General features: G+C 46.3%; 22 protein-coding genes, 1 other RNA gene and 1 pseudogene. 17 read left to right on the plus strand and 7 right to left on the minus strand.

Going from position 1 to position 26,759, the window contains the following annotated elements; all coding sequences use genetic code 11:
- Positions 1-27: 27 nt before the first annotated feature.
- Positions 28-2,676: an EAL domain-containing protein gene (locus QUB14_RS11885; protein WP_333217184.1), complete on the plus strand. Its 2,649-nt coding sequence runs from the start codon at positions 28-30 to the stop codon at positions 2,674-2,676.
- Positions 2,677-3,049: 373 nt separating this feature from the next.
- Here QUB14_RS11885 and QUB14_RS11890 read toward each other — a convergent pair whose 3' ends face one another.
- Positions 3,050-4,702 carry an alpha-amylase family glycosyl hydrolase gene (locus QUB14_RS11890; RefSeq protein WP_333217185.1) on the minus strand — a complete coding sequence of 551 codons (1,653 nt, stop codon included), beginning with the start codon at positions 4,700-4,702 and terminating at the stop codon, positions 3,050-3,052.
- A 484-nt stretch (positions 4,703-5,186) separates the two neighbouring features.
- Positions 5,187-5,906, minus strand: a complete 720-nt coding sequence (locus QUB14_RS11895; RefSeq protein ID WP_190662814.1) for a response regulator transcription factor — start codon at positions 5,904-5,906, stop codon at positions 5,187-5,189.
- A 397-nt stretch (positions 5,907-6,303) separates the two neighbouring features.
- On the opposite strand from QUB14_RS11895, the gene QUB14_RS11900 reads away from it, so the two are divergent.
- Positions 6,304-8,172: a PAS domain-containing sensor histidine kinase gene (locus tag QUB14_RS11900; protein ID WP_333217186.1), complete on the plus strand. Its 1,869-nt coding sequence runs from the start codon at positions 6,304-6,306 to the stop codon at positions 8,170-8,172.
- A gap of 761 nt (positions 8,173-8,933) precedes the next feature.
- Here QUB14_RS11900 and QUB14_RS11905 read toward each other — a convergent pair.
- Positions 8,934-9,461, minus strand: a complete 528-nt coding sequence (locus tag QUB14_RS11905) for an orange carotenoid protein N-terminal domain-containing protein (protein WP_242716741.1) — start codon at positions 9,459-9,461, stop codon at positions 8,934-8,936.
- Between the two features lie 328 nt (positions 9,462-9,789).
- Between QUB14_RS11905 and QUB14_RS11910 the strand changes: the two genes are divergently transcribed.
- Complete coding sequence (locus QUB14_RS11910; RefSeq protein ID WP_333217187.1) at positions 9,790-10,158, plus strand: hypothetical protein; 369 nt, start codon at positions 9,790-9,792, stop codon at positions 10,156-10,158.
- 135 nt (positions 10,159-10,293) lie between these two features.
- On the opposite strand, the pseudogene QUB14_RS11915 reads toward QUB14_RS11910, so the two are convergent.
- The 3 genes and pseudogenes from QUB14_RS11915 to QUB14_RS11925 form a co-directional block, all read right to left on the minus strand.
- Positions 10,294-11,478: pseudogene (locus QUB14_RS11915) on the minus strand (RNA-guided endonuclease InsQ/TnpB family protein).
- A 230-nt stretch (positions 11,479-11,708) separates the two neighbouring features.
- Positions 11,709-12,845 carry a glycerate kinase gene (locus tag QUB14_RS11920; protein ID WP_333217210.1) on the minus strand — a complete coding sequence of 379 codons (1,137 nt, stop codon included), beginning with the start codon at positions 12,843-12,845 and terminating at the stop codon, positions 11,709-11,711.
- Between the two features lie 203 nt (positions 12,846-13,048).
- Positions 13,049-13,381 carry a DUF565 domain-containing protein gene (locus QUB14_RS11925; protein ID WP_333217188.1) on the minus strand — a complete coding sequence of 111 codons (333 nt, stop codon included), beginning with the start codon at positions 13,379-13,381 and terminating at the stop codon, positions 13,049-13,051.
- Positions 13,382-13,742: 361 nt separating this feature from the next.
- Here QUB14_RS11925 and QUB14_RS11930 point away from each other — a divergent pair, with 361 nt between their 5' ends.
- A complete protein-coding gene (locus tag QUB14_RS11930) occupies positions 13,743-14,321 on the plus strand; it encodes a hypothetical protein (RefSeq protein WP_333217189.1) in 579 nt (192 codons plus the stop codon).
- A gap of 4 nt (positions 14,322-14,325) precedes the next feature.
- On the opposite strand, the gene QUB14_RS11935 is transcribed toward QUB14_RS11930, so the two are convergent.
- Positions 14,326-14,622: a hypothetical protein gene (locus QUB14_RS11935; protein ID WP_333217190.1), complete on the minus strand. Its 297-nt coding sequence runs from the start codon at positions 14,620-14,622 to the stop codon at positions 14,326-14,328.
- A 1-nt stretch (position 14,623) separates the two neighbouring features.
- Here QUB14_RS11935 and QUB14_RS11940 point away from each other — a divergent pair, with 1 nt between their 5' ends.
- From QUB14_RS11940 to QUB14_RS12000, 13 genes are all read left to right on the plus strand, one after another.
- Complete coding sequence (locus QUB14_RS11940; RefSeq protein WP_333217191.1) at positions 14,624-16,666, plus strand: glycosyltransferase family 39 protein; 2,043 nt, start codon at positions 14,624-14,626, stop codon at positions 16,664-16,666.
- 42 nt (positions 16,667-16,708) lie between these two features.
- Positions 16,709-17,236, plus strand: coding sequence for a GNAT family N-acetyltransferase (locus tag QUB14_RS11945; protein ID WP_333217192.1), 528 nt, complete (start codon positions 16,709-16,711; stop codon positions 17,234-17,236).
- A gap of 137 nt (positions 17,237-17,373) precedes the next feature.
- On the plus strand, positions 17,374-17,622 hold the full coding sequence (locus QUB14_RS11950) for a hypothetical protein (protein ID WP_333217193.1): 249 nt from the start codon (positions 17,374-17,376) through the stop codon (positions 17,620-17,622).
- 27 nt (positions 17,623-17,649) lie between these two features.
- The gene (locus tag QUB14_RS11955) at positions 17,650-18,261 is read left to right on the plus strand and encodes a hypothetical protein (RefSeq protein WP_333217194.1); all 612 of its coding nucleotides are present in this window, start codon (positions 17,650-17,652) and stop codon (positions 18,259-18,261) included.
- Between the two features lie 103 nt (positions 18,262-18,364).
- Positions 18,365-18,601: a type II toxin-antitoxin system Phd/YefM family antitoxin gene (locus QUB14_RS11960; protein WP_333203113.1), complete on the plus strand. Its 237-nt coding sequence runs from the start codon at positions 18,365-18,367 to the stop codon at positions 18,599-18,601.
- A complete protein-coding gene (locus QUB14_RS11965) occupies positions 18,595-18,861 on the plus strand; it encodes a Txe/YoeB family addiction module toxin (RefSeq protein WP_333217195.1) in 267 nt (88 codons plus the stop codon). The genes QUB14_RS11960 and QUB14_RS11965 overlap by 7 nt, the downstream gene beginning before the upstream one ends.
- A gap of 117 nt (positions 18,862-18,978) precedes the next feature.
- Complete coding sequence (locus tag QUB14_RS11970; protein ID WP_333217196.1) at positions 18,979-20,754, plus strand: protein kinase domain-containing protein; 1,776 nt, start codon at positions 18,979-18,981, stop codon at positions 20,752-20,754.
- Positions 20,755-20,985: 231 nt separating this feature from the next.
- Positions 20,986-21,376, plus strand: a transfer-messenger RNA (tmRNA) gene (ssrA, locus tag QUB14_RS11975).
- 365 nt (positions 21,377-21,741) lie between these two features.
- A complete protein-coding gene (gene nuoH / locus QUB14_RS11980) occupies positions 21,742-22,860 on the plus strand; it encodes an NADH-quinone oxidoreductase subunit NuoH (RefSeq protein WP_333217197.1) in 1,119 nt (372 codons plus the stop codon).
- Between the two features lie 102 nt (positions 22,861-22,962).
- The gene (ndhI, locus tag QUB14_RS11985) at positions 22,963-23,538 is read left to right on the plus strand and encodes an NAD(P)H-quinone oxidoreductase subunit I (protein WP_333217198.1); all 576 of its coding nucleotides are present in this window, start codon (positions 22,963-22,965) and stop codon (positions 23,536-23,538) included.
- A gap of 178 nt (positions 23,539-23,716) precedes the next feature.
- Positions 23,717-24,340 (plus strand): NADH-quinone oxidoreductase subunit J, encoded by a 624-nt coding sequence (locus QUB14_RS11990; RefSeq protein ID WP_333217199.1) that lies wholly within the window; start codon positions 23,717-23,719, stop codon positions 24,338-24,340.
- Between the two features lie 193 nt (positions 24,341-24,533).
- Entirely contained in the window at positions 24,534-24,839 is a 306-nt protein-coding gene (nuoK, locus tag QUB14_RS11995; RefSeq protein ID WP_199292736.1) for an NADH-quinone oxidoreductase subunit NuoK, read from the plus strand.
- 295 nt (positions 24,840-25,134) lie between these two features.
- Positions 25,135-26,685, plus strand: a complete 1,551-nt coding sequence (locus QUB14_RS12000) for an AGE family epimerase/isomerase (RefSeq protein WP_333217200.1) — start codon at positions 25,135-25,137, stop codon at positions 26,683-26,685.
- The last annotated feature ends 74 nt before the right edge of the window (positions 26,686-26,759 follow it).

Consider the following 26,759-nt stretch of genomic DNA (forward strand, 5'->3'; position numbering starts at 1 on the left):
TGTCAACAGCCCGGGAGATCAAAAGACATGACCCGCAACAAAGCTAGACAAATGTCACGATCGACTTTACAACAAGAGATTTTACTCAATCGAATTACCAATCGCATCCGCAACTCTTTAGAACTCCAAGAGATTTTGACGACAACTGCGCGAGAAATCCGCAGCTTTTTAGATAGCGATCGAGTAAAAGTTTATCGCTTTGAGGCCGACGGTAGCGGTGAGGTAATTGCTGAGTCCATCAACGGCGACAATTTGTCCTCGATGCTGGGTTTGCGCTTTCCAGCAGGCGACATTCCCCAGAGTGCTCGGGAAATGTTTCTCAAAGCGCGCCAGCGAGTGATTGTAGATGTGGAATTGAAGCATCAAACAATTAATCGGTTAGATTGTCCCGAAACCGGCAAAACTTTAGCAGTTGAAGATATTACCTATAGTCCTGTAGACCCCTGTCACGCAGAATATCTGAAGGCTATGGGGGCACGTTCTTCTCTGACGGTGCCGATTGTGCATCAAAATCAGCTTTGGGGGCTGTTGGTGTCTCACCACAGCCAACCGAAACGGTTTAGCGATCGAGAATTGAAAATGGTGCAGTTGCTTGTCGATCAACTTTCAATTGCGATCGCCCAATCTTTTCTCCTGAGTCAAGCTAGACAGCAAGCGCGCGACGAAGCCGTTATCAACCAAATTACCAGTTTGCTGCATTCTCCTCTGGAACTCAACGAAATTCGGAAAGCAGTTCTCGAACAAACAGTCAAGCATTTGCAAGGTTCGGGAGGGCGACTCTACCTTGCAGCCGAGTTTGGCGATCGGCCCGCTTTGCTTTATACCTGTGGCCAGCAGCCCGCGGACATCGACCTTGAACTCAGCCCGTTTTGGCAGCAGATTATGGGGAGGGCAAACGAAGACGATCGAGCACAAACTGCTAATCATACCAGCCAATTAGGTATTTTTGAAAATCTATATTCCCAGCATTACAATTCAATTGATAGCAATATTCCCAATTTTATCGTACCGCACTTGTACGCAATTTCCGATATTTCTAAAGAACCTCAACTTAAATCTGTATCTGCCAATTTAGTCGCAGCTTCCATTCGTTCATTTTTGGCAGTACCGCTGCAATACCGCCAACAGTGCATCGGCTGTCTCACCGTTTTTCGCAGCCCTATAGAAACAGAAATTTTGTGGGCGGGCCGTTGCAGTTCGGACGCCCGGAACGATCGTCCCCGACTGTCCTTTGCAGCTTGGAAAGAAATCAAAACAGGCGAAGCTCCAAAGTGGACTAGCGAAGAACAGAAGCTAGCACAATCTTTAGGAACTCACCTGTACATGGCTGCAATGCAGAGGCGCGTCGAGGCGATGATCCGACATCAAGCTTCTCACGATCCCTTAACCGGTTTACCTAATAGATTACTGTTTAATGAAAGGCTGTCTTTAGCTTTAGCTAGCGCTCACCAAAAGGGAGAAATGCTGGCGGTAATCTTTCTAGATTTAGATAGATTTAAAAATGTTAACGATACTCTCGGTCACCCAGTGGGCGATTTGTTGCTGCAAAGTGTATCTCGGCGTTTGACTGACTGTTTGCGCGTGGGGGATTCGATGGCTCGTTGGGGCGGAGATGAATTTACTGTGCTGCTGTACAATATCAACAGCCCAGAGGAAGCAACTACAATTTGCCAGCTAATTATCCAGAGTTTAAGTAGTCCTTTTGATTTTGACGGTCTGGAACTTTATATTAAGGCTAGCTTGGGAATTGCTTTGGCTCCTTATGACGGAGAAGATGCAGAAACTTTGCTGAAAAATGCTGATGCTGCGATGTACAAAGCTAAACAGAAAGGTCGGAATAATTATCAGTTTTACACGCAGGCGATCGGCAGTAAAGTCTCCGAGGATCTTAACTTAGAAAATCATCTTTACAAAGCTCTAAAAAATTATGAGTTTGTGCTGCACTATCAGCCGCAAATAAACTTAAAGACTGGCAAAATAGTGGGCCTGGAAGCTTTGATTCGCTGGGAACATCCCGAACGCGGTTTGATTTCTCCCGATCGATTTATTCCCTTAGCTGAGGAAACAGGATTAATCTGCCCGATTGACGAATGGGTGATGCGGACTGCTTGCTTGCAAAATCGAGCGTGGCAGTTACAGGGATTGCCGCCGATGCGGATAGCGGTGAATTTATCAGCCCGCCAGTTTCTGCAACCTCACACGGTAAAAATCATCGCTGACATTTTATCAGAAACCAAGTTAAATCCCGAGTATTTAGAAATAGAAATTACCGAGAGCATTGCGATGACAGATGTGAGCTTTACGGTGTCGGTATTGCAGCAGTTGCAGGACATGGGAATTCACATTTCCCTGGACGATTTTGGCACCGGTTATTCTTCGCTGTGGTCTCTGAAAAACTTTCCCCTCAATAATTTAAAAATAGACAAATCTTTCGTGGCCGATTTGGTGACCGGCAGCAGCGGTGCTACTATTGTGAAACTGGCGATCGCCTTGGGACAGGGCCTGAATTTACAGGTGATTGCTGAGGGAGTGGAAACAGCAGAACAGTTGGCGTTTTTGCAGTCGCATCACTGCGATATGGGTCAGGGTTACTTCTTTAGCAAACCAATACCGGCGGCGGCTATAACCCAATTGTGCTTAGAAAATCAATCTGGGGAAATAAGAAGTTTAAATTAACAATCAAGAAGCGGAATACAAAAGAGTTTCTGTTTTGAGTTGTGAATGGACTCGGAGCCTGTCAAATAACCCTTATAAGTTTGTAGTCAGGAAATTCGTTCTCGGACTTTGGGGGAATTAAGAAAAAACTCAAGTTCTTATACCAATTTTTTATGAGGCTGCATAGAATCAGATCCCCCCTAGCCCCCCTTAATAAGGGGGGGACAAGATTTCGCTCAAAGTCCCCCTTCTTAAGGGGGATTTAGGGGGATCGAGATATGTGCAACTTCACATTAAATTGGTATTACTACCAACATTTTTTTTCGGGTTGGTAGTAAGAACTTCAGTCCTGATATTTTTGAATTGGGAATCAGTGCTTTCAATGCCTAACAGCTTACTGCCAAACAAACACTTTCGCTTCGTATTCCGGCAAGTCAATCATAATATTGTCATCGCCAGATTCAATATCATAATTCCCTGTCCATTCGTGCCAAGTTCCGTTTGCCGGGAAGTGGGGCACGCTGTAACCTGCTAAATAATTTTCCGACATATTCGCCACTACTACAACTCTCGAACCTTCATCGTTCCAGCGAGTGTAAGCAAAAACTTTCGATTCAGGGTCTTCGTGGAAAAAGTCGATGTTTTCTGTGTAAAGTGCCTGGTTATTTTTACGCAGGTGAATCAAGCCTTTGTAGTATTCCCACAAACTTTTATTCAGGTCATTTCCTAGCAGCGTCCAGTCAATTTTAGATTGCTCAATTGTTTTGGGTTTGTATTCGCCAAATTCTTCGCCCATCCAAATCAGCGGCACGCCAACTGCTGTCATTAACAGTACGGTTCCCAACTTCGCCCGCTTGAAGGCGGCTTCATCCAAAATGCCGCGCGAACCCAATTCGGCAAAAAGGCGATCGTGGTCGTGATTGCTCAGATAATTCACTACATTCGTAGCACCCAAGTAACCTTGCCGCTTGCAGTCAATTACCTCTTTGAGCCGTTCTAAATCAAAATTGTCCCCGCAGAGTTGTGGAATTAGGGAGTGATAGAAACTGTCGTGCCAGCAGCCGTCCATCGGCCCGTCTAAATTCGTGATGCTGGGCTCGTCGGGAATGTATTCGGCAACAGTGTAAAACGGTTTGGGGCCGGCGACACTTTTTGCTTCTTGAACGATCCAGTGCATGAAATCGTAGTTAGCAATTTGTCGCGCCGCGTCGAAACGAATGCCGTCGAGATGATATTCTTGAATCCAGAAGCGGACTGTATCGCCAGCAAATCTGCGTGCGGGGAAAGTTCCTAAGTTTTCGTCGTAGAATTCGTAGTTAAATTCCGGGCCCCAATTGTTGTCTGGATCGCGGGGTTCGTGGTGAAACCAATAATCGTGATCGATTTGAGTGAGGGGGCTCGATGCTTCCGCGTGGTTGTAAATCCCGTCGATGATGACGCGAATGCCGCGCCCGTGACACTCGTCTATCAGGTTTTTGAGTTCTTCTGTGGTTCCGTAGCTGGACTCGGCAGCGAAGAAGTAGCGGGGGTTGTAACCCCAACTGTAGTCGCCTGGGTATTCTTTGAGGGGCATGAGTTCGATCGCGTTGACGCCGAGTTCGACTAGGTAATCGAGTTTTTCGACGACGTGCTTGTACTGGCCGCGGGCCAGGGGATCGGCTTCGCCGCCGGAAAAGTCGGCAACGTGCATTTCGTAAATCACTAATTCCCGATCGGCCGGTAGCGGTTTATCGTCGTGTTTCCAGACGTAGGTATCGACAATGCGATCGCCGTCTTTGATCCGAACCAGGCCATTTTGAGTAGGATCGTCGATGTCAGTCGCGTAGGGATCGACTATATCTACCCACTGATCCGCTTCCACAAACCAGCTTTTCGACTGAACGCGGAATTTGTATTGATAAACGCCATCCTCCAACTCAACTCGCGTGCGGAAAAAACCCTCTTCGTCCTTTTCCATCGGAATCTCTTCCCAATTAGAAAAAGAGCCAATCAAGGCAGCTCCTTTGTTGTAGGGAGCAAATAATTTGAATTCAATTGGAGCGGCCATAATACCTCTTTCTAAAATATTTCAGTAGTAGTTGCTACTTTTAATTTCGCTAATTTAAGCGAACTCAGCATCGCTCTGCGGATATAATTTCTTTAAGGCTTAACTATTCCTAAAAGTATCTTAATCTGGCTTGGGCCTGCGCCTTTTATGAAGTGATATCGCGCAATATTGGCGGTGGGAGCGAAATTTATTTAACTGGGTATCGCTCAACAATAAATATTAGTAATATGATAGTTTTTTAGCATCTATCTTAAGGTATATTATTTTTTTAAAATAGTGAAAAAATATCTGTACTGGGATAGATGCGGACTTAAACTTTATCAATTTTTTAACAACAAATAATTGCTCGGCTGGTGCACACTGCCTACCCTAATTTTTTGGTAATAATTAGTCAGTCGGTGTGCACTGCACACCCTAAATCAGTGGCCGTAAGGTGCGCCCAGCGCACCCTACTTTTAACTTGATTTTGCCTGACGATCAGGCTTCATCCAACCAAGCCAGAACGCAGGGCAAGAACGGCAGCCTGAGTGCGGTCATCAGCACACAACTTGTTCAAAATATTGCGGACGTGAGTCTTGACTGTACCGACAGTAATGTAAAGCTTTTCGGCGATTGCAGCATTGCTGTAACCCTGCACGATCAGTTCCAAAACCTCTAATTCCCGCTCGGTTAAAGGGTAAGTCTCAATGATGTGACTAAACTCGGGTTCGGCAGCCTTAATTGTGACTCTTTTGCCCTCAGCCTTCGGTTCTTCCGGCGCGGACTCTTGAGTGCGAGCTTGTTTCAGGACGATGCGGGCGATCGCCGGATCGATCCAAGAGTTACCTTCGTGAGTTACTTTTACTACATCTAATAACTGATCGAAGCTAATATCTTTCATGCAGTAAGAGTCAGCTCCGGCGGCAAAAGCTGCTAAAACTTCTTCTTCATTGTCCTGAAAAGTCAGAATCAAAATTTTGGTATCTGGATCGGACTCCGCTACCGTTTTTTTGAACTTTTGTGTCAATTCAATGCCATCAAAATCCGGCAGCCCAATATCTACAATTGCCACGTCAGGTTTTGAAGACTGAAGCAGTTTCAATCCCTCAGTAGCGTTAGCGGCATCCCCGACAACTTCTATCGTGTCACGCTGTTGTAAAGCTGTGCGGATGCCGACTCTTGTCAGGTCATGGTCTTCTATCAAAGCAACGCGAATTTTACTCATCTTTCTTCCAATAGTCCAGTAAACTTTAAAAATATCGTCAACTGACTCAGCTAAACTGAGAAAATTTGAGAATGTGTCCTGATTTAGGGTTTTACAGGCTGCACATCATTTTTAAGCATACTCATGTAGCCGCCCAGAATGCAAGTTAATTTTTAAGTTATTTTGCGGCGATGCCTGCACGAGCCCGATCCGGACAGGTAAGCTCTCAATGTTTCAACAGTTTAACTGAATTATCTCATTGTCCGCCCGTTGATAGAGGTAAAGATACCACTACCCATATAAATTTAAAGTATAAAAAATTTTGATGCACTTGGCTCGTCAAAATCAATAAAGCTAGCAGCACGAGTCTTTAGCCGGTGTTAGGGCTTAAGTCCAATGCTTATTTATATAACCTGTTATGACTCAGTATCCCGGCAATAAGTCTTTTCAGTCGGAGTTTTCCGGCTCTGAAATCTTACACAAAGTATCTGAAATAACATCCCCCCAACCGCAAGTTTGCGACTCCCAAACTCAGGACGATCGCTTGTGGGAGGCAAATCCTTACATAGTTTGGAAAGCATATGCCGACGGGTGGGTGACTTATTTAGGTCAGCGCTGGGAGGAATATACGGGGGTACCAGCAGCAGCAGCTTTGGGTTTCGGCTATCTGGCCCAGATCCACCCAGAAGACCGTTCTCGTCTGTTGGCGAGATCGCAGGCTTCTAAGTTCCCGCCACTAAGTTACGAAATTATATTTCGTCTGCGGACGCGGGAGGGTACTTACCGCTGGAATCTGGCGAGAGCAACGCCCGCTAATCTAGACAGTCAGGAAGTTTTGGAATGGGTGGGAACCTATACAGATATGGACGCGCTCCAACAAACTCAACCCGAACCCCAAGCAGAACCAGAATTGTTGCCCCATCAAGTGCCCTCGGAAGACAATTTCACAGCAGAAAAGTTGTGTGAAGCCGAAACGGTAAGGGACAGCGGGCGGGAGTTGCACGCGATCGATCGGTTTACAAATCTGTTGAGCCAGCGCGCTGGTAACTTGGGTCAGTTGTTGCAAGGCATTGCGGACGCGACTGTAGAGGCGATCGCAGGAGCTGAATTTTGCCTAGTTGCTCTCCTGGAGTACGATTCCAGCGGCCTCAAACTCACCGCTGTCGGGGGCACGGAAAACTTTGGTAAGGGCAAAACCCCGCACGTGCAAAACAAGCTGCTTTGGAAAGCATTTGCGACGGGAGAGTCTGTACTGTTGCGGTCGGAGTCTGGCGACGGCTTGCTGCCGGCGGCGGCCTGTGCTGCGGCGATCGAGTCGGCGCCAAGCGGGCGTTTGGGTGTGTTGGCCATCGGCAACGGCAAAGACAGCAGGGCGATTAACGCCCATACTCAGCAACTGCTGGCGGTGATGGGAAAACAAGCTGCGATCGCGATTAACAACGCGCTGGCGATCGAAAAATTAAAAAAGCAGGAACAGCTTTTAGACTTGCAAAACGAGCTGCTAATTCGCCAGCAGGAAGAACTCGAAAATCAGGCGCGACGCATTCAACAGCAAAAATTGCAACTGCTAGAAGCAGCGAAGTTAAAATCGCAATTTTTGGGCATCATGTCCCACGAATTGCGAACTCCCATGAATTCGATTATCGGCTTTTCCCAATTGCTGCTGCGCCAGCACAAACAACTGCTGACCCCCCAGCAAACAGAAATGGTGGGGCGCATTTTACATAACGGCAAAAACCTGCTACTGCTAATTAACGATATCCTCGACCTCTCCAAAATCGAGAGTGGCCGCACGGACTTAAAAATTGAAAAATTTCATTTAGGGCATTTAGTAATGGATGTCGCCCGGGAATTCGGAAATCAAGCCACCGATAAGAACGTGGCAATGGCCGTCAGCGTCTGCTTGCAGGATCAGTTTATAGTTAATGACAAGTTGCGCCTGCGGCAAATTTTGGTCAATCTCGTTTCCAACGCGGTTAAATTCACGCATGAGGGCAGCATTTACATTGAGGTGCGGGAATTAAATCGCGATCGGCTAAGTATAACCGTTCGGGATACAGGAATCGGCATCTGTGAAAAGTATCTTCCCCACATTTTCGACAAGTTCCACCAAGGCGACCAAACCACAACTCGCCAATATCCAGGCACCGGTTTAGGACTAGCTCTTTGTGCTTCTTTAGTCAAGCTGATCGACGGTACAATTACTGCCGAAAGTAAACCCCAAAAAGGTTCGGTATTTCGGATGGAATTCCCGCGTAAAGTTTACCCTAAAAAACTCACTGGCTGACTGAAAACCTTTTTTCTAGAATTTCTGAAAAATAGGGCTATATATATAGCCTTTCTCAGAAAGATGAGGTACGACTGGGCATAGGGGATAGGGCATAGGGCATAGGGCATAGGGCATAGGGCATAGGGCATAGGGCATAGGGCATAGGGCATAGGGCATAGGGCATACCTCACTTTTTTGAGAACCGCTATAGATTATAGGGGAGCATCTGTATGGAAACGCCCAGACCTAAGTCCCGCGCGGGGTGCTTCGAGTTTTAATAATGGGTATAAGATTGATGATTAGAGTTCTTCCCCAAGTCAAATTCACGCCCCGCAATTCCCCCCTTATTAATAGGGGAAACAAGAATAATCCTGCTTCCTCTCTTCCCCTTGAATCAGGGGAGTGTTCCCAATAGGGCGGCTGGAGTAAAAGTAGTTCGCTCAGTTGAAATGTGCTGTAGCAAGACTTTGTTAAACTGGTATTATATTTACAGGAAATTGCTTATCTCAAGAGTGATGTAATAGTCATAGCGAGCAATTGTTTGGCGATCGCTCGCCATGACATACTATACTCATGCAACTAAAAAAAGCAAGTATTAAAACCGGATTTAGTATACAAACCTGCGGACACAATGAGGTTTATTTATGGCCGCCAATCATATAAAATTTGGTTTTAATGTCTCCTTTATTCTTCAGTCTGCGGATGACGTTGGGCGAAGCTCAGTCGCTCCGCAGGCTGCGTTTGACTCTATGCAGCGGTTTGAACCGCCGAGTCTTATCTTACAGACTAGAAGTTTTCCCTACTTCCGCCTGAGTAGCAATTGGTTTAACATCGGTGTAGCCCATATTATTAGCTACGTCGCGCAGCACTGTAATTTGCTGTTCAAACTCAAGACCTTCAATTTGACCCAACACGCCATTGACAGCCTCAGTTGCCTCATATCCTTCGGGGATATCGACAATTGTTTCTCCCATACCAATAGCCCAAGCATACCAAACCACCAACTGATTGTTAGCAGTTAAAGCTCCGTAAGCGTGAGAATACGGCGTGTCGTCGCGGTTGACAATACCGCGCATTATATTCAGTTGTTGGTCATGGGAAAGCTTGTAAAAATCATCGAGCAGCATGGGAGCTAATTGTGGGTCGGCGGCGGCGGGAGCTGCTGGTGTAACTGAATCTCCCATTTTTTCATAAACAAAGTAGAGCAGCGCCAGTTTTTCATCTGTACCCAACCCGTTGATTGCCTGAACGATGTTTTGAGTGTCGTTGGAGAGAGAGTGAGGATTGGTCGCGGCGGGTGAGTTCATAAATAAAATTCCTTAAAAATGTTTCCAGAATATATAAGTATCAAGATTTGTAAGTGCAAGTCACCATCCCCTAGAGGTAATACGATTTGAGATTTGAGATTTGAGATTTGAGATTAAACAATGGGAAATGGCTGAGTATGTATGGGTTTGGAGCTTGCCTAAAGTTGCATTATTTTCAGAAAGTGGTGTAATGTTAACATACCACCCTAGAATAAATCATCCTTAAGATAGAAGCCAACGATACATCTGCGGGTAGATGAAAAAGCCTGGAAATTCAAGTGATAATTGATACAGTGCATTGTTAAATAAAACTAGCAAGGAGTCGGCTATGTCTGAAATCAATCCAGAAGTCAATAACATTGAAAACTTTGACGCTCAGCAGATCACTGAAAGCGCGGAAGCTGGAGAACAAAAGTTGCCGACCGTTAATGTATCAGCAGACTACGAAGCTTCAAAAGAATTCAGCGTTAGTGACATCGATCGCACGAGTGCCGGCGCCGAAGCTGCCGCCGCTGCAACTGCACCTAAATTTCCTATTCCCGCCCCTACAGATAATATTGCAAAGCCTGCAGATACAAGCGGCAATCCCGATGCTTTTCGTTCGATGGCTCAGGACCTTAACCCCACAGGTACACCGGGCGAAGTTACCGACGATTTGATGCAGAAAGCGCTCGATCTTGGTACTCCCGGCAGTTAATTTAGAAATTCTCCATCCTCGATGCAAAACCTCTGTATTGTAGGGTGCTGATGGCGCGCCTTACCCCTATAATTCGCGCGTCAAATCACTTTTTGCATAAGTCATGAATTGTCAAGTGAGTGCACGTTGACATACTCACCGCCCTAAAAGTGCGGTGATTCTTGACGCTTCTTTGGGGTCTGCTACTGAAGTAGTCTTACGTCCCCTCTGCGTCCGTTTAGAGTCGTGGCAATGCCCTATCCCGACTTTATATATATTTTTGGCTGCGTTCTCATCTCTATCGTGAGTTGTACCGCAGCTTAAACAGGTAATAGTTCTGACTTTGAGGTCTAATTTACCCCATCGATAGTCACATTTAGAACAGACTTGGCTTGTAGGTTCCCACCGGCTAATTACCCTAAACTCCCGACTAAATTTGTCGGATTTAGCTTCACAGAGCTCCCGAAATTCTCTCCATCCTTGAGAGCTAATCGCTCTAGCTAAGCGCCGATTCTTAACCAGGCCCGACACGTTGAGGTCTTCCAAAACAATCACTTGGTTTTCGTTGACTATTTTGGTTGATAGTTTGTGCAAAAAGTCTTTGCGGGTGTCAGTAACTTGATTGTGCAACTTGGCAATTTGAATGCGGGTCTTATGACGGCGTTTTGAGTCTTTTTGTTGCCGAGCCAATCGGCGCTGCAACTTCCTGATTTTGCGCTCCGATTTTGAGTAGTCTGGACTTTTAACCTGCGTTCCGTCGCTGAGAGTAGCGAAGGTTTTTAAACCCAAATCAATGCCAATTGAATGATTAATAGCCTCTAAATTTTGAGGTTATACATCTACTACAAAACTTAGAAAATACCGATTTGCACAGTCCTTAATTACTGTTACCGAACTAGGTTTTGAGGGCAATTCCCTAGACCTAATAGGACTGACCAACCCTATTTTTGCCAAGGAAACTTGAGTTCCTTTAAGAGAAAATCCCGACTTAGCAAACTCCGCTGATTGATTGTTGGTCTTCTTCTTAAACTTAGGCGCTGCAAGTTTACCCCCTTTTCTCTTGCCATTATGGGAATCAAAAAAGTTCTTGTAAGCCGTGGCTAGATGCCTCAAAGACTGCTGCAAAGGAACAGACGAAACCTCGTTTAACCAAACTCTTGATTCGGTCTTTTTGCTACTGGTTAATAGTGCAGATAGTTGGTTGTAGTTTGGTAGTTTATCAGCAGATTTGCACAAAGCTAAGGCATCATTCCAGACCACTCTCACACAACCAAACAACTGAGCTAAGCTCAATCGCTGTTGGTCTGTGGGGTAGAACCTGTATTGATATCTTGCTTTCATCGTCCAATCTGTCAGCGTCGTTTTTATTGTACAATATATTACACTGAGAAAGCAACAAATATCTGGGAAAAATACAATACTAAAAGCCGTCCTAGAAGGACGGGGTTTTAGACCCAATTTTCTGATAAGCTGCAATACAGTAGGGACACAACATTGTTGTGTCCTTAAAAGCTGCAATAGGGTAGGGACACAACATTGTTGTGTCTTCAAAGCATTAATTTTAAGTCTTTCTAATCGCTTAATTTTAAGTCGATCGCCCGACAAATTTTGCCGACAGTGCGATCGCTCAAAACTTCAATTACTAAATCCACGCGATCGCCCTCCACCATCGACTTAATAAATAACTCGGGATGCAGCGCTTTCCAGAAATATTCGACAAACCGATTAATTTCAGCTTCTGACATTCCCGACTTCCCCGCCGCCATCATTTCCCGTTCCGCCTGATTGCGCCACACTTGAGAAATGCGATAATCTTGGGGATACAAAACCATCAACCGATCTAATCGGTTCCACAGCGGCAGATAGTCGTGCAGCTTCGCATTCATGTCGCGCGCAAACTGACAGTCGCTTTCTGTAGAAATCGGAAACGGTGCAGCAGCCAAAAACTCGTTTAATTTGGCATCAACCACCGGATTCACACCGACAAACCAACCTTCAAAAAGTACAATATCCGCACCGGAAATAATTTCGGGTTGACTTCTATCTCCTGCACCTCCGTAGGCAGATTTGTCAAACCTGGGAATTTCTATATTTTTTATTATATCCGGTTTGAGGGCATCAGATTGTGGATTGTCAACTGCTGCTAAATCGCGAGTTTGAGAACCGCGCAACTTGTCTAAAACTGAGATGCCCAAGTCAATATCGTGAGTGCCGGGGGGGCCTCGCCAAATTAAACGCGGGTCTGCTTTTTGGAGTTGTTGGCGATCGGCATAAGTCTTGTAAAGATCGTCTAAAGAAAGGCTGACAGTAGAATATCCTAATTTTCCTAGAATCAGCGTCAAAACTTGGCATAAAGTAGTTTTTCCCGTTCCTTGCCCTCCTAAAATTCCTTGAATTAAAGGACGGTTTAAACTTTGTTTTTTAGCCGATAATTGCATGGCCAGTGGCAGCCAAAGATTCCACAAAGTTTCGAGAAAAACAGTTGACTTTAGCGGGAAAGTATGCAGTTCATCAAGAATAGAAAAGAATAAATCGGTTTGGCAGCGGACAACATCGGCTGCATTGTCGGGAGTAATGCCAAAAGCGCGCGATCGCACATCATCTGCAAGTTCCCAAAAAGCCAGGTGCTCGAAGTCGGGCGCCATCGGGCGATCGCCGGCGTGCCACCGATGTAAAATTTCAACAGGCGTTACAGTCGATCGATCCATCTTCTCAAAACTCTTGATGCGGGGGCGGGTTGTGTACAAATCCTATCTGCAATTGACAAATATTTGACCCCACTCAAAACGGATACAAGCCTCAACTCGGGTCGTGGAGAGTTCAAAAATTCCCACCCTAGTTCAAATTAAGATTTTTTTAAGAACACGTTTATGTAAATACTATCTACAGCAGACAAATATTTCACCATTTTTTAAGAACCTAGTTTGAAAGCCTCGACAAATAAATTGTAAGTCAGACCAATTTTCAGAGCATTGAGCATCTCCACCCACAAAGAACCTGCCGCAGACCGCGGGCCGCCGTAAACCAGCCAGTTCACCAACTCGGTCAACAACACCAACAGCCCGGCCGCGATAATATCCCAATCGGCAGATTGTCCCGCGATGGTCGAAATAGCTGTTCCCAAAAAAGTGCCGAACAGCAGGCTAATTATCAGGAGCGAAATCCGCCGCCAAGGATTGCTCAGCCAGCCTCGGAAGCGATCGCCCAGAACATCAATTAATCTGTTAATTCGGGTATTCTGCATAAAAGTTATACCATTTGAGATGTGAGATTTGAGATTGGAGAGGCGGAATGACTGATGAATATTGGGGTTTGGAGTACGGGGCTATAGTGGCACTCTTTTTTTCAACTGGTATTAAAAGCTAGACCGATGAGTAAACAAATGCCCCTCCCGACCAACTTCAAATTCTTACCGGGGTGAGTATGTCGCCATCTAAAATATAAAATTTAACATCTAAGATGGTATTGAGCGATCGCGGATTTATAGCCGAGAACGCTCAAGTAATTAAGTGTAACTGTATCTTGTGGCACAGCAGCCCCTAGTTTTACATTAAAAATAGTTAAGACTAATTGCGAGTGCAGCCTATCCTTTAAGCCTAAAATTTATGAATCTTAAAATTTACCAGATCATAATTGGAGTGTGGATCGTCCTAATTACAGGAATGTTTCTAGGACGTTTTGAAATCACTATCTCCAACAGTTCAAATCAGTCGAGCGATTGGCCCTCACAAGCCACCGCACATCCCCGCACACCCCCGGTTCCCCCAGTCCCGACAGCTTCTGCCGGCACCGCCACCGCGCCCAAGCCCGACTCAACACCAACCCCCCCAGATCCAGAGGAGGAATTGCTTTCCTCAATCCCTATAAATGCTAAGGCCTCCGGCCTTTTGCGCGTCAGCAACCGCAGCGAACACCCAGTGCGAGTGGCCCTGCTGTCGAAACGGCAAGCCAAGGAATCCTACGGCAAACCCGCGCACTGGGATTTTGCGCCGGGGGAAGGCGGCGGCAAGGGACTGATGCTATCGCTGCCGGAGGGCAAGTTACAAGTCAAACGGGGAGACATTCTGGTGGTTTTTGCTCAGGATGGTTCTCGCCGCTACTGGGGGCCTTTCGTCGCCGGGGAGACACCCTCGCCCGCTTGGAACAGCACAGCCGGAGAATGGCAATTAATTTTGCAGCCTTAAACCCTTAGCAGCAGGTGCCGAGATTTTGGTCGAGAAACCCGGTCGATCCGGTTTTATTGAGAACAATGCCGCTATGGGAGTTAACCTCAGATAGCGGCATCATTATAAGGAACAGGCAAGATGCCTGTTCCACAAAGAGTGAATTTTCTTGTGGCGAGTAGGGTTTGGGCAGGAGAGCCCGCCCATGAAAGCCTTGTTGAGAATGGTGCAACATCTCAGTTAAACAGAGATGTTGCACCATTCTCAAGAACAGGCAAGATGCCTGTTCCACAATAAAATTGATCTCTTGTGGAACAGGCATCTTGCCTGTTCCTAAACAAGTAATTGATATTGGTGCAAGATGTGAGTTTAACCGGAGTCGATCGAATTGGGAGTTTCGAGAATGCGAATCTTTCGGTAGACTCTCTATGCGAGCTAAAATTTTAAATCTAAAATCGCAGGAAGTTTGGGTGAAGGAAGTTATTAAAAGTTTGTCAGAGTTTAGAAATCGCCCGATCGCACCTTTGCTGCTATCGATTGTATGGCTGTGCGCGATCGCCTGGGTAGGTTTCTTGTGGAATCTCGGCAACATCGGTTTAGTTGACGAAACCGAACCGTTGTTTGCCGAAGCCGCCCGTCAAATGACGGTGACAGGAGATATCATCACTCCTTATTTCAACGGCGAAACCAGGTTTGACAAGCCGCCGTTGATTTACTGGCTGATGGCGGTGGCTTACCGCACTCTGGGCGTTAACGAATTGGCCGTGCGTCTTCCCTCGGCTTTGTGCGCGATCGGTCTGACTTGCCTCGGATTTTATACCCTATCGAAATCGAAGGAAGAAGGAAGAAGGAAGAAGGAAGAAGGAAGACAGAATGAGGAAGAAGCAAAGTCTCCCCCCTCGGACACTCCCCCCCTCGGACACTCCCCCAATCTTCCAATCTTTTTTTCTACTCCTTGGATTGGTGCGGCCCTAATAGCTTTAAATCCCCAAACTATTGCCTGGGGACGGACTGGCGTTTCAGATATGCTATTAGTCGGTTGTATGTGTTCGGCACTACTCGCATTTTTTCTCGGTTACACCCTCGAAGAACAGAGAGAAAAAGCCGAATTTTCTACCGTTTCCGCTTCCCGATTTCCTAATAAGTGGTATCTGACTTTTTACGTACTAATTGCCTTAGCAATTCTGGCTAAGGGGCCTGTGGGAATTGTCGTGCCAGCGCTGATTGTTGGCTGCTTCGGGCTTTATTTGGGAAATTTTCGGCAACTTTGGCGCGAAATGCGTCCGGTGTCGGGAATCTTAATTATTCTGGCGATCGCCCTGCCTTGGTACATTTTGGTTATTTTAGACAACGGTCAAACTTATATTGACAGCTTTTTTGGCTATCACAATTTCCAGCGTTTTACTGGAGTAGTGAACAAGCACTCGGCGCCTTGGTATTTTTACTTTTTTGTAGTGCTAGTGGGTTTTGCGCCTTGGTCGATTTATTTGCCGGTGGCGATCGCCCGCACCCGTTTTTGGCAGCGCAGTTACTGGCGTCGTCAACCGCGATCGGCTCAGTTGAGTTTATTTGCCCTATTTTGGTTCGGCTGCATTTTTGGCTTTTTTACGATCGCCGTGACCAAATTGCCGAGTTATGTATTGCCTTTAATCCCCGCCGCTGCGATTTTGGTAACGCTGCTGTGGAGCGATATTATTGCAGGTAACGAACCTGAAAACAGGCGGATAAAGTTAGAAAAAAAACCGAATTCTTTACCGCGAGGGCTGTTAGCTACATACATTTTCAATGTCGTATTTTTATTAATTATAGCCGGAGCAACTTTCTACTGCTACAACTGGCTGGGAGACGACCCGGCAATGCCCAATTTTCCCCAAGCAATTCAGCAGTCGGGATTGCTGATTGTCGGCGGTACGATTTGGATAATTACAGCGGTGGCGATCGCACTTTTACTGTGGAAGCGGCAACAGCGCTGGATTTTGGTTGCTAACCTGATCGGGTTAGTAGCATTTATCATCTTTGGTCTTACTCCAGCCTACAAAGTGGTCGATATCAACCGCCAGTTACCTCTGAGACAGTTAGCACAGGTTGCAGTTCAACAAAAACTGCCGGGGGAAGAGTTTATTATGGTTGGTTTCTGGAAACCAAGTCTGGTTTTTTATACCCAAGAGCCGGTGACTTACTACCGAGCTGTCACAAAGGCGATCGACTACATTAAGCAATCTAAAAACCCAACTTCTCCCTCTATTTTGTTGCTGGGATATCCAGAGAAATTTGTGCAATTAGGATTGCAGCCAAATCAATATCAATTGTTGGATAGTCGGGGCGCTTACCAACTCGCCAGAGTTCCGAGAACAGCATTTCGATAGTGCCTATAGTGTGAGATCATACTTGTTAAACAAGGTAGAAAAATGATTATAACTAAGAATCTTCAACTACTTGCCGTCGAAAGGATTCACATAGAAGCTTTCTTACGAAGTAAAAGCGAGCTTGCAGCAATTTTAAATGTCATAGTGCCTAATAGCTGGCCTCATTTCCCGGAAGCATTTTCCCTCCCTGCTGACGAATCTTCCGAATCCAATCCGCCTCCAACTGACTGGCACAACTACTTCTTTATTCATCCAAAAAATGAAGTGCTTGTCGGCAATGGAGGTTTCAAAGGCTCACCTGATGAGTCGGGGACTATAGAAATAGGTTATGAAATTGCTTCCGAATATTGGAATCGCGGATTTGCAACTGAGGTGGCACAGGGAATGATCGATTATGCTTTCGCTCACGAGGAGGTGAAAGCAGTCATTGCTCACACTTTAGCTGAAAAAAATGCCTCGAATAGCGTGTTGCAAAAAGTAGGAATGAAGTTCATTGCAGAGGTGGGCGATCCTGAAGAAGGCAAGATATGGCGATGGCAAATAAGCAGGGATGAATATCATCCGACTTGAAATGTAACGCCGTTTCGCCGTTTAAGCCACTGGTTTTGGCGGTAATTTGAAGGTTCTCGGTTGGAGCATTAAATCTGGCAGATTGAATAAAAGCTATAATCTAGTCACTACCTAAAACCCGAAGCTCGGAGCCTACAATGGTTTCAATTCTCAACAAACCCTCCTCGTTAATCCATGAAATTTGCATTGAAAAAGTCGATCGGTGGAAGTTGTTCAAATTTAGTGAATCGCTCCAACACCGCATGGAACAATTGTTAGAGAAGAAGAAGGCAGACCAACTAATAGCAGAAGAGGCAGCGGAACTAGACGCCATTGGGAAATTAGATCGCATCTTTACCGACATCAATGCAATGATGGCGGCTCAAGATGTCGCTCAGCGATCGTGAGTTAACTAGCGTTACGGAGTAGATTAGATGAATCCTGAGACAAAACAAGTATCACAGCACATGAAAGAATTTGGGCTTCATATTCTTGGGAGAGCTATTTATGATGCAACGTTTAGCGAGATGACGAGGCCTTTTGCTCATATGTTGTCGGTAGTTCATGCAGCACATGGAGCAGAAATACTTATCAAGGCACGCATTGCTGAAGAGCATCCGCTTTTAATCTTCAAGTCCTACCCTAAATCAAATACTACTAAGGATGTATTGAGTATCAAGGAACTCTTTAAGTACGGTCGAACTTTAATGTATTCAGAGTTACCTGAAGTTCTTTGGGCGGCAACTGGTTATAGAATCAAGGAATTAGATAAATATCAAAAATTTGGCGAGCTGCGAAACACCATTGTCCATTTTTCAGCAGATCCTGATTGCGAAGCTTCCACAGAGACCTTAAAATTTGCTTTGGAAGTTTTAGATCATATAGTTCAGGATTTTTGGGGTGAGAGCTTGATTTACTATTCGCAAGAATGGGACGATGTAATCATTTCTGAGGGTTATCTGCGAGAACAAATTGAGCAATTGAATATTCAGGTGCACCCCGACACACAGAAACAAATAGAAAGTCTTGACCTAACCTTAAAATAAAATGGAGATAGAAGTCAGAAAGGGAAGGATCGCTCATAATTAAGGGAGTGTCTACAGCCACCCAACATCATCGAGAAAAGCGTATTTAGAAAAGTGGAAGATTATGATTCCAATCAATGAAGCCCAAAAGCAGTTGCAGCAGTTGATCGATTCGGTGAGTCAGTCGCACCAACCTATTGTGATTGCAGGACAGACTAGCAATGCAGTGTTATTATCTGAATCGGACTGGGCATCTGTGCAGGAGACGCTGTATCTTCTCTCAGTGCCAGGGATGCGGGAATCGATTCGGGAAGGAATGGCAACGCCGATCGAGGATTGCGCTAGGGAGTTGGAGTGGTGAAGTGGAATCTGGTATATACCAAACAGGCACAGAAAGATGCCAAAAAGCTCGCTTCTAGCAATTTACGAGACAAAGCGCAAGAGTTACTCGACATTATTCAAACCAATCCGTTTCAGAATCCGCCACCCTACGAGAAATTGGTGGGAGATTTGGAAGGTGCATATTCACGGCGAATCAACATTCAGCATCGTCTGGTGTACGAGGTGATTGAGTCCGAGAATACGATCAAAATTTTGCGGATGTGGACGCATTATGAGTAGTGTTTCTAACAGGTTAACTAATACAGGGGTTGAGCGATCGCTCTTTGGACTGGTGAGGAGAGCCGACCATACGTGCCATAATCAGCGATATTATCTGGTACGCGATCGCCTGGACATATGGATGCGCTAATCGGCAAAACTTTACAGGGTGGAAAGTACACCCTCGAACAAGAATTGGGACGCGGCGGCTTTGGAATAACTTTCAGGGCAAATCACCGCTATTTAGGACAGCCTGTAGTCATTAAAACCCTCAACGAATCTCTGCGGCAGCAACCCAATTTTGCTGAGTTCGATCGCAAGTTTCAAGACGAAGCGAGGCGGTTAGCTTCCTGCGTTCATCCGAATATTGTCCGCGTCAGCGATTTCTTTGTGGAAGACGGGCAGCCTTACATGGTGATGGACTACATAGCCGGTCAGAATTTGGGCGATGTAGTCGGTTCAAATAATCCGCTGCCAGAAAATCTCGCAATTCTCTACATCACTCAAATTGGCGGTGCTTTAAAAGTTGTTCATCAAAAGGGTTTGCTGCACCGAGATGTCAAGCCGCAAAACATTCTTTTGCGCCAAGGTACTCAGGAAGTCGTGCTAATTGACTTTGGCATTGCCCGCGAGTTTACTCCCGGTGCAACCCAAAGTCACACTAATATGGTGTCCGATGGCTACGCGCCGCCAGAACAGTATTTTGCCCAAGGAAAATATACGCCCGCCACAGATGTTTACGGTATGGCGGCGACGCTTTACACTTTACTCACAGCACAGGTGCCGGTGGCTGCAATTTTGCGTACCAGTCAGCCGATGCCTTCGCCCCGCGACTTGCAGCCTCAGCTAAGTGCGGCTGTCAGCTCTGCAGTGATGCGGGGGATGACGGTAGAAGCTCAAAATCGCCCTGCTACCGTGGATGAGTGGCTGTCGCTGCTTCACGGGCAGGAGGGTGCAGCGTCGCCGAGCACCGGGCCGACGGTGGCGGTGATTCCGGGACACGGGCCTCAGTCGCCTGTGGGTTCCAGAACCGCGCCTGCTGTGGTCCCTTCAGGGAACAACAACCGCAAGGTTTGGTGGATTTTGGGGTTCGTGGCGATCGCACTTATTGTTGCAGGTTTGGTCGGGATTGCTAGGGTTTTCCTCAATCGGCCGTCTTCGGAACCCGCACCGGTAGCCCAGGACGATCGCACTTCGGCCCCTGCAGATCCAGACGCGCGCTCAAGCCCCGCACCAATTCCCGCGCCGACATCAACGCCAGCCCCGACTCGCAGAGAAACTCCAGCGCCCGCTGCTGAAACTCCAGCGCCGGCTGCTGAAACTCCAGCGCCTGCTGTTGAAACTCCAGCGCCTGCTGCTGAAACTCCAACACCAGCCCCAGCGCCAACACCAGCGCCTTCTCCGGAGGCTGCCGAACCCACACCAACGGAAAAACTTGTTGACAAAGAGTTGCCGCCAGATCGATCGCCCGCACCCAGCGAACAACCGGGAACCAATTATCAGAAGACTCCCACAATCCCTGGATATGCCGTTGGTACGGCCGAAAGTCAGATTTTATCGGAATTGGGAGAACCCACTGACTCTCAAGCGCGGGGCTATTGGCCGAATACTCGCACGGCACTTTACGAAATATTGCCAAATCGGATTACTCTCGGCTACATTTACGATCGCGATTCGGGCGAGCTAGTACAAACAGAGGGTTCTTTTGCCCAGTCGGTGGACGATTTGGTGGTGCGAACCGCCTTAAACGGGATGGTGGGCGGCGCCAGCCGGGAGATTTTGCAAGGCTTGGGCGACGTGCAGCAGCGCCGGAGTAATCGGTTTACGTTTAGGAAGGGTTCGCTTGAAGGGATGATCGAACGCAACGAGCGCGATCGGATTTACATCGGCGTCTGGGACGAAAATTTGCATTAAACTTGGCAGGGCTGACATTTTGCACCCTTGTCAATAAACCTGGGCGGGCTCTTCGGCCCACCCCACAGGAAAACTCAACTCTTGTGCAACAGGCCGGAAAGCCTGTTCAAGAAAATGGTGCAAGATGTAAATATTCCAGACTCAGCTTTGTGCCAAAATCCCAAATCCAAAATCTAAAATCGGTTGACTTGACGCAACACGAAATATTGTCTATCATAAAAGAACACACGAGGGGCTGTAATGGTTTCGACAGGGTGGCGAAAGCTGCTCCGTGATGCAGGTCGAGAGGGAGTCTACTCTCGTTAATATCGGCTCAAAAAAAATAGTAAATGCGAACAACATCGTTCCTTTCGCTCGCAAAGCCGTAGCTGTAGCCTAAAAACTTCTTGAGCTTGGTTTAGAGTGTATGCCACCTCACTCCGTTAACGGTAGCATAACAACCCCCAACGGATGCCCTAGCTAAACGTTTCTAGTCGGCTAGCTAGGAAAGCAATCACTAGAAAATCCCCCCATTTGGGATAAAGATGGTTCCCGCCCTGAGGATTAGAAGGGATAAACCTGTGAACGATCGGAAGGTAAATACCCGCTTTGGACGGCAGTTCGATTCTGCCCAGTTCCATAAAAAAAGTGACGTAAAATCAATGGTTTAAGCCATTTGAAAGTTACTTTAAAGCATTAAAAGGGCCCAGAGTTAACTCTGGGCCCTTTTGTTTGGCATTCAATGTTCAATCTAAAACCTAAAACCTAAAATCTAAAATCGATCAGCTCGATCGACTAAGTAAAAATACATAAATTACCCACCCATTAGCTACGCTGCGGGCTCATATAATTAGAACTTCACCCTGTCTGTGCGTTCTTGGAGCCTGTCGGGCGATATACTATTAGGCGGTAAAGCATTAAAAATCTTTACAAAGACCCCGATTTCTAAGCCTACTCCTACGAAGGACGGGTGAAAAATTATATGCTGACCGCTCAAAAGCTGGACAAATGAACCCAGGAATTGACTTACAAGGAAGTTTCGTAGAAGCCCTCATGAATTTGGGCTTACCGGCGGACATCGCCCAAGTGCTTTGGCTACCGCTGCCGATGTTGCTGATGATTGTCGCTGCCGTTTTCGGGGTACTCACTAGCGTCTGGCTGGAACGGAAAATTTCCGCCGCCGCTCAACAGCGGGTAGGCCCGGAATTTATCGGCCCTCTGGGAGTGCTAGCACCCGTTGCTGACGGTCTGAAGTTGGTATTCAAAGAAGACATTGTACCGGCAAAAGCTGACGCGCTGCTATTTACCCTAGGCCCGGTAATTGTGGTGATTCCAGTTTTTCTCTCCTACTTAATCGTGCCCTTCGGAGAGCATATGCTGATCGCCGATATGGGGACAGCGATATTTCTGTGGATTGCTCTTTCTAGCATTCAGCCGATCGGCTTGCTGATGTCCGGCTATGCTTCAAACAACAAATACGCCCTCCTCGGCGGACTCAGAGCCGCGGCTCAATCCCTCAGCTACGAAATTCCCCTAGCTTTGGCAGTATTGGCAGTCGTGATGATGTCCAATAGCCTCAGTACGATCGACATCGTACACCAGCAAGCCGGCTACGGCATTGTCGGCTGGAATATCTGGCGGCAACCAGCAGGTTTCCTGATTTTCTGGATCTCCGCACTAGCAGAATGCGAACGGTTGCCCTTTGACCTCCCGGAAGCAGAAGAAGAATTGGTAGCAGGATATCAGACTGAGTACACAGGCATGAAATTTGCTTTGTACTACATCGCTTCCTACGTTAACCTCGTCCTTTCTTGCCTCCTAGTAGCAGTTTTGTACCTCGGCGGCTGGGAATCCCCGATTCCTGTCGAAGTGCTGACAAATGCGCTGGGATTGAGCGAGACGACTCCTTGGTTGCAGGTAATTACTGGCTTGCTGGGCATTACAATGACCATGTTGAAAGCCTACTTTTTCCTGTTTCTGGCAGTTCTGCTCCGCTGGACTCTGCCGCGAGTTCGGATCGACCAATTGCTAGATTTGGGATGGAAGTTTTTGCTGCCCGTTGCTTTAGTTAATTTGCTATTGACCGCAGCTTTGAAGCTTGCCTTTCCCTTTGCTTTTGGCGGTTAATTGATAATAGGTAAATGGCAACAGCTAAAAAAAATAGCTGTTAACCAATTACCTATTATCAATTAGCTATTACCAAAAACTCAAGTACAGAGAGAGAACACCATGTTAAAATTCCTCAATCAAGTAGGCGAATACGCCAAAGAAAGTTTTCAAGCTGCTAAGTATATCGGTCAAGGTCTAGGTGTTACTTTTGACCACATGAGACGCCGCCCGATTACGGTGCAGTATCCTTACGAAAAATTAATTCCTTCCGAACGTTTTAGGGGCAGAATTCACTTTGAATTTGACAAGTGCATCTCCTGCGAAGTTTGCGTTCGGGTATGTCCGATCAACTTACCTGTAGTGGATTGGGAATTTAACAAAGAAACCAAGAAGAAACAACTCAAGCACTACAGTATCGATTTCGGTGTTTGTATCTTCTGCGGCAACTGCGTAGAATATTGTCCGACTAATTGTTTGTCGATGACAGAAGAATATGAGTTAGCCACCTACGAGCGCCACGAATTGAATTTTGACAACGTGGCTCTCGGACGTTTGCCCTACAAGGTTACAGATGACCCGATGGTGACACCGATGCGGGAATTCGCTTACTTGCCGAAAGGTGCGATCGACCCCCATGAAGTTTCCTACACCGATCGCCGCGCCGGTCTGCGTCCAGAGGAAATTATCGAAAAGTAGGTAATGGGGCATGGGGCATGGGGCATGGGGCATAGTTAGTAATTAGTGATGAGTGGTTACTTGTTAGTAGTTTTTCTAATAACTAAATAACTACTAACAAATGCCCAATGCCCCATGCCCAATGTCCTCATGCCCAATTACCAATTCCCAATTACCAATTACCAAAGGATAAAAAATTGTGAATCTAGCTGAAGGGGTTCAATTTGTTTCATTTGGCATACTGTCCGTAATGATGATTGGAGGAGCACTAGGAGTAGTGCTGTTATCCAACATCGTTTACTCAGCTTTTTTGCTGTGCGGCGTATTTACCAGCATTGCCGGCTTGTACTTGTTGCTGAATGCCGACTTTGTAGCAGCAGCGCAGGTATTGATTTATGTTGGCGCTGTTAACGTCTTGATTTTGTTTGCGATTATGTTGGTGAACAAGCGAGAAGATTTCCGCATAATTCCCAACGCTTGGGTGCGTCAAGTAGCAACAGCAGTAGTTTGCGTAGGCTTGTTTGCGCTTTTGGGTACGATGGTGGTGTCTACTCCTTGGACTATTGTCGCGACGACAGGAGCACCGGCAGAAAGTTCGATCGTCACGATCGCCAAACATTTCTTCACCGACTTTTTGCTGCCTTTCGAGTTAGCATCAGTGTTTTTGTTGATGGCAATGGTGGGAGCAATTGTCTTGGCGCGCCGCGATTTTTTCCCGGATGAACTGTCAAAGAAGCTATCCGAAACACCTGCTTTGAGTTTGCCGGAAAGACCTCGCGAATTAGTTTCTGCCGGAGATGTGTCTTCGCCAGAATCTAAATAAAAGTAGTTAGTCTAAATGATTCGTACATTTAAGGGAGGGGCAATTTACCCGTGGTTGCCCCGCTCGGAGGTAGGTAGCTATCACTACCCCTAGTGTATGAATGATTTAGACACGCTACAGTAGGGTGTTCACTGCACCTATCTCTCTGTCTTGTAGTAATGTTGATTGAGAAAGACTCAAAAAATTTATGCAACTGCAACTCCAGTATTTCCTGTTATTAGCCGCCGCACTTTTCTGTATTGGTATTTACGGTTTGATTACCAGCCGAAATGCAGTGCGCGTGTTGATGTCGATCGAGTTGATGCTGAATGCTGTCAATCTCAATTTGATGGGTTTCTCCAATTATCTCGACCCCGTACAAGTTAAGGGCCAAGTATTTACCGTGTTTGTAGTTACGGTAGCGGCGGCTGAAGCTGCGGTGGGTTTGGCAATTGTTTTGGCGATTTATCGCAACCGCAATACCGTAGACATGGAAGAATTTAACTTGCTGAAGTGGTAATTAGTCAGTTAGCCATAGGCAGTAGGCATTGGTGTCAACTTAAGACTGAAAACCTCTGTAAATCTCGCTTGTAGTAGAGTCTAGCTCCCCCTAAATCCACGCCCCACGGCGATACTTGGGGAGACCCTTCTGGTGGCAGCGGCTCCCCTTAATAAGGGGGACTTTGAGAAATACTCTTGTCCCCCCCGATGTTTTGGGCGACTTAGGGAGTTTTTGGTTATTTGCCTCTGGGAAGGACTTTCTGATCCCAATTGCGATCGAGTAAACAAACATTTCGCTCTTCCTCTATAAAAATATGCGATGGAATTCGATTCAATTTACCATCACTTCTTTAGCTGTTTGTTTACTGTGCGTTTTACCTTTTGGTAGCTACTTTGGGGTGGCTTCTTGGGCTATGAATGCCCGGCCAGGTTATTCTCAGGATCAAGTTATTCTGCCTGGCCTAACCTCTACTAACCATCTTCCGTCCCAACTTCCAACTGCCCAACGTTGGTTGAATCATGTCCAGAATGAACTTCTTCCCTTCTGGACAATGCCGGCTGCTTTAGGAGATCCAATCGGCAATTTCCCTTCTGTTCGTTGTAACGATGGAACACTGCTTGACCGTAGCAATCCCTGCCCGGAAATTAAAGACAACGCTTGGCTGATGAGGAATCGCAACTATGTTGTTTCTATATCTCGGCAGATCTATGGCTATGGAGTAGCCTTCCACTTAACGGGTGATTCCAACTATTTGCAGTATGCGAAAGCAGGTGTAGATTATCTGCGTCAGAACAGTTTCGATCGCCAACATGGTGGCACCTATGCCTTCTGGGATGGTGAAACAAAGTCTTGGCAACCATCGGTTGAGTACCGCAATCCTCAAGAACTGGCTTATTCTCTTCTGGGCATCAGCTTTTATTACTACTTGACCCGTGATCCAGAAGTCTTACCCGACATTCTAGCCGTCAAAGATTATATTTTCAAAACATACTATAACCCAAAACTGAAGGCGCTACAGTGGCAGTTAAAAGACGGAGACGATGGGAAAGCTCTTGATAAGCGTTTGACTGCTCAACTAGACCAGATGAACGCATACATGGTTCTGATTACTCCAATCCTGCCTGAACCATACCAAGCGGAATGGAAACAGGATTTGGTAGATCTTTCAAATATTATGCTTAATCAATTCTATTTTCCTAATGAGAATTTGTTTTTTTATGCCGCGAATTCACCCTTTGATAGGGATATCCAAAACATAAAAGTTGATTTTGGACACACTATTAAAGCGATGTGGATGATCCGTATGGCGGGTTTACTTAGTGGCAACCAGACACTGGTCAAGTTTGCCGAAAAAAATGGGCCCAAGGTTCTAGAACGAGCCTATCTCCCTAAATCGGGTTCCTGGGCATCCGCAATCAATCAAGGGGGTAAAGTTAACCTAAATAAAGATTGGTGGATCTATGCAGAACTCGACCAATTTGCTGCCTCACTGGCTCTAGAAAACCACTCTTTAGCAATTTACCTTCCACAAACTTACGATTACTGGTTCAACTATTTTGTTGATCGGAAGTACGGTGAAGTTTGGACTGGCGTTGATGATTCAACGAACAAACCTCTTCAGGAGCTACCCAAACAGTGGCCTTGGAAAAATGCTTACCATTCTTTTGAACACGCTCTGGTTGGGTATATCACAGCCTGTCAGTTTCATCAGGAACCAGTGGTACTGTACTACGCCTTCAAGCAAATGCCATCGGTTAATACAATTCGACCTTATTTCTATAAAGGTAAGATTGATAAAATCGAAGCTATGACTAATCAAGAACCAGACAGTTTATACAGAATCAAATTCTCCGCTCTTCATTAAGAGCTGTACTGAGATTAATCAAGTGCGATCGCGGAGATTAGTTTTGACTGTGCGTAGGAACTAGGGCGTGTTTT

Source organism: Microcoleus sp. B3-D2 (genome assembly GCF_036705345.1).
Lineage (GTDB): Bacteria > Cyanobacteriota > Cyanobacteriia > Cyanobacteriales > Microcoleaceae > Microcoleus.